The organism is Okeania sp. SIO2F4 (genome assembly GCF_010672385.1).
Taxonomy (GTDB): Bacteria; Cyanobacteriota; Cyanobacteriia; order Cyanobacteriales; family Microcoleaceae; genus Trichodesmium.
Map to the genome: position 1 here is coordinate 1 of NZ_JAAHGT010000793.1, position 4,627 is coordinate 4,627.

General features: G+C 31.5%; 1 protein-coding gene and 2 pseudogenes. All 3 read right to left on the bottom strand.

Features of this window, described 5'->3' with window-relative positions:
• Window positions 1-284 precede the first annotated feature (284 nt).
• The 3 genes and pseudogenes from F6K22_RS32795 to F6K22_RS43215 all read right to left on the bottom strand — a co-directional run bounded on the left by F6K22_RS32795 (window position 285) and on the right by F6K22_RS43215 (window position 4,357).
• Entirely contained in the window at window positions 285-725 is a 441-nt protein-coding gene (locus tag F6K22_RS32795) for a response regulator (protein WP_293107965.1), read from the bottom strand.
• A 1,667-nt stretch (window positions 726-2,392) separates the two neighbouring features.
• A pseudogene (locus tag F6K22_RS32800) lies at window positions 2,393-2,761 on the bottom strand (transposase); the annotation flags it as partial.
• Between the two features lie 391 nt (window positions 2,762-3,152).
• Window positions 3,153-4,357: pseudogene (locus F6K22_RS43215) on the bottom strand (transposase).
• Window positions 4,358-4,627 lie beyond the last annotated feature (270 nt).

Genomic DNA, 4,627 nt, shown 5'->3' on the forward strand with positions numbered 1-4,627 from the left:
TAAATAATTTTGGTTTAAAGCCTCCCCTTGGATAGGGGAAAAAAGCGGTAGAGGGATGGCGAGGTCTCCGTTCCCTCCGGGACGCTACGCGAACTTCGAAGCTTTGCGAAGCGCAAACGCTTGCCTCCAATCTACCAAGAGAAGAAATAATATTTCCTGATCTTCAATCCTCTCGGTTAAAACCTTCTTGTAATTATCAAGTTCGCCATTATCAATTATCAATTAATGAAAGATATTCAGGGTTTAATTATGCAAAAAATCCTTCAAATTGTCTCAGATTCTATTTATGCAGGTAAAATCCTGACACGACCCTGCTTATAAAAACACTGATTACTATATTCTTCACTCACATTTTTAATAATATGAAACCTACCCATTAATGCCATTAATTCATCCTTATTTACAGGTTTACTGAGATAGCCATCAGCACCTTGTTTCATTGCCCAATATACATCAACTTCTGCATTTTTACCAGAGCAAAAAACTACAGGTATATTCATAGTTTGAGGCTGAGATTTAATTTGACGACAAACTTGATATCCATTCATTTCTGGCATAATAATGTCTAAAATTACTAAGTCAGGATGCTCTAATTTAACTTTTTCTAGCCCTTCTAAACCATTACTTGCTAATGTAATATTTAATCCCATCTTTGCCAGGATATACGAACATAGTGTTCTGACAATTTCGCAGTCATCTACGATTAAGAGTTTCTTGTTAAGCATAACTATAGAGTAAAAATATGGAGCTGCAGTCGAATTTAATTGAGATATTGATTGATATTAACTTCCATAAGTACCTTGACCTGAATTGGGCTATCTGATACTTGCACCTCTGACTATTTTCCCACTTGCAGGTTCAATTAACTTAATCAGTTAAAGATTCTATTTTTCAGCAAAAGTTTATTAAAATTGCTGAGTTAGTTTCAAAACTTTGTGGCAGTTATAGAGTATATTACCATATCAATCTATAATTATCATACACTTTGAGCGTGGAAAATGGAGAATTTTTCTTGAAGATTGTGAAATTAATTATTAATTTTTTATATCTATGCACTAATTAGCAAAGAAATATTGAGATTGAGTATTGAGGCGAAAGTTTGAAGTAGTTATACCAAATCTGATTATTATAGGCTAGTTACCTCAATACCAAAATCATCAGCAATGATTTTGACTTTGACTTTTTTGAATATCATCTTAGTAAACCAGATTTGGTATTATTTTAAATACTGAAATGTTTGCTATATATGGGTAAGCATTCAGCTATTAGCGGTCAGCTTTTCCAGGGGAATGCTGCGCAAAAAGTAATAAAGATAAAGTACCAAATCTCACGCCTTTTTGCTACATATCTTTAGGTAGTTAGGAGTCAGAATGCTCGGAAGGAGTTAGTAGTCAGCAGTAAAGACACTGAGGAGTTTGAAATGGGAAGTATATTGAGATGAAAATTTGGTATTAGAAATTTGGTATTAGCATAGACGCTTGGAGCAAAGTCAAACGTAGTATTATTTTTAATAATTGGTATAAGTATTCGTTGAGTTTCTATTAGACTCAATTTCAGGAAGTAGTTCAAGGATTTGAGTAATCTTGGCTCCTCAGTAAATAGCTAATATGTTTTTAAACATACTTTTAATTCTCGCTAAATCTTTGAATTATGATGCCTTTTAACCAAACAATAAATTAATAGCTGATTGCTTCTATATAATTGCTGAATGCTTAGATATATTCTCCTATTTATGAGGGTAAGACTGTTTCAGATTAAATAAATTTAGAGTCAAAAAAAGATTTGAGATTTTGGGAATGTCAGCAAGCTTTTTTTAATTGTCAAAAAAGACTGTTATTGTTCAGCTTAATCAATAAATATTTTCCAATTATCAATTTTTCAGCTTGGGAAAACTCGTTAAATCCAGAAAATTTTTGTGAACTAATTTGGCTGGAAATTTGACTAAAATTAAGATCATTCTTGAGAGTTAGTCTTGTCTATTTTAGTCTTTACCCTTGTAAACAACTATTTGTACTAAATCCGGTTTATAGAGTATCATAACTGTGAAGATGAGGAGATAGACTTTCATTAATTGATAATTGATAATGGCGAACTTGATAATTACAAGAAGGTTAAAACCGAGAGGATTGAATATTGGGAAATATCATTTCTTCTCTTGGTCGATTGGATATGACGTTTCGCTGCGCGACATGAAAAGCGTTAGCGTTAGCTCCTCTGAAAGAGGCAGCGGCTCTGCACTCTTCGGGAGACCTCGCCATCCCATCCTAACGGACTGCTCCGCTTGCCGACCGCTTTTTTCCACTTAAAAGGGGAGGCTTTAAACCAGAATTAATTAATTATTAATAATTAATTAATAATTCGGTAAGATATATAGGGAGATATTTATAAGTGCTTAAACAAAATTAATTACATACTTATCACCTAAATTATCAGGCACTTTTTTCAGATAGTTCATTAAAATTTTCCAACTCTCATAAACATTAATTTCAATCCATTCATATTTAATAAATTTCCCGATAATTTCAATTAATTTCAGCTTGGGAGAGTAGGTGGGTAACCAAAATATTTCTAAATTTTTGTGTTTCCATTCTTCTAATTTTTCGCTCATGGCATCACTTGTATGAAGTGAGGCTTGATCCATAATAACTACTGTTTTTTTAGATAAATGTAGTAATAATTTATCTAAAAATTTAATGACAATTTCACTGTTTATATTTCCGGAATTTATCTCATAATATAGTTGTTGTTTACGAATCATTAATTCTCAGACATTTATCCTTTTACTTGGGCTACTTATGAAAATTATTTCTGGAATTTTTTCTTCTTTCTTTATTCCTTCTTCCCTATTTATTCTTAGGAGCCTATACTATTTTTAACAAACATCAAATTGGTATTATAGACGATTAAAAAAAGTACCTTTTTATCGGCGGATTTGGTATTACTTAATCAAAAAACATCCCTACCTTTTTAAGGGGGGCTATGTGAGATATTTTGTAACGCTAATTATTCTATCAGGACTTACGCAGAGACCCTATATATAGGGTATAATAGTTATGCGCACTCTTCACTATAATTTGATGCGTTAGCGGAGCTTTGCGTCAGCAATCGCCTAACTATATACCAAATACCAACAAAACTTCAGTGATTTTAGGTTAAATAACTTTCATTTTAATGGAAGGATATTTCAATTCTGATTTCAGATAGTCCGACAATAATTCATGCTTAACTTGATAAATAGTTTTTCCTATTTTCATTGCTAATCTTTTTAAATAATTCCAGACTAACATAGCACAAGCTATATGATTTTTCTGAATTTGGCGCTCGACGACATTGACAAAATTCTATACCTGTTAATTGCTTTATTTCTCTGTGAAACTCTTCGACCTTCCATCTAGTTTGAGATTCAAATTCTACAGCATCTACTGAAAATTTGGTTAAGTCATTAGTTGCAATATATTCTTTTCTGTTGGTAGAAACATTTGCCCGTATGGAGCTTAACTGTCTTGAGTGCGTCTTACATTCTGAGGAGACCTCAGAATTACGCACTCGCTTTTTTATCTCTTGGAAAATATTTTATTTGAATTATTTTACCTGATATTTTTTCTAATTTATTCCAACTTAGTTTTCCAAGATTTTTATATTTCTCTACACCACCACTATCATCTACTAGACGATTTATTTTTAAGAGACAGTAATAGATTTTTCCTAAGTTATCTACCAATACCATTCATCTTTGTGTTGCATACCAGCTATCCATTAATACAATCCTAAATGGTAAATTATTCTTGTTTACCATATTTAATATCATTTATTCAACATTATCTATTTTACTTTTTTTGTCACTATCTCGGTCATAAATTATATAATCTATTATCCGCGCATTGCTCAATCTTGGGATTGAAATATATAAAATTTACTATCCCCATACCACGAATTACTTTATGCTCATTACCACTATACTTTCGTCGAACTAACTAAATTTTATTACTATAGCAATCCGCGCATAGGTTGCGGGTAATCAAAAAGTAAATAAAAAAACTGAAACTCTTACCAGTTAAGAGTTAAGTGTTCCCTCTTCCCTAAAAAGCAGTAATATTTTTGACAGGAAGAAAATAGGATTGCTATATGTTCCTTGTTAATAACTATGTCATCAAATATTAAATAACCTTCTGTGTTAGTTAAAATTTATTCTTGAACATTTAGACCTAATTCTTGGGAATCAAAGTTTTGTATTCTCCAATAACGATTTATCCTGTCATGGCTAACATTTTCTAGGTAATTTGCTAAATTAGATTTGGGTATAATTTGTATGATAATTGAGTAAATATTGACAGTAATCAATATAGTTAAAGTTCATATTTTTAGCTCAAATTAATGTTGTAAAAAACATTTATCAAATTGGTATATCACATTAACCTGCAATCTGCTGTATATATCTAAATATAGAACTTATGCTATGGAAAGATATTTTTAAAATTTAAAAAGACTTTGAGCTGTTGCTGTGCGTAAGTCCTAATATACTATAGCAATTCCCATACTGGTAAGGTACAAAATTTTAGGTTTGAGGGAACACTTAACTGGGAACAGGGAACAGAAAAGAAGAAAAACAACTGTACCTCATAACTTT

What these genes read in the sequence shown, in the direction of transcription:
- F6K22_RS32795 (WP_293107965.1), bottom strand. Translation starts at nt 725, where the DNA reads ATGCTTAACAAGAAACTCTTAATCGTAGATGACTGCGAAATTGTCAGA.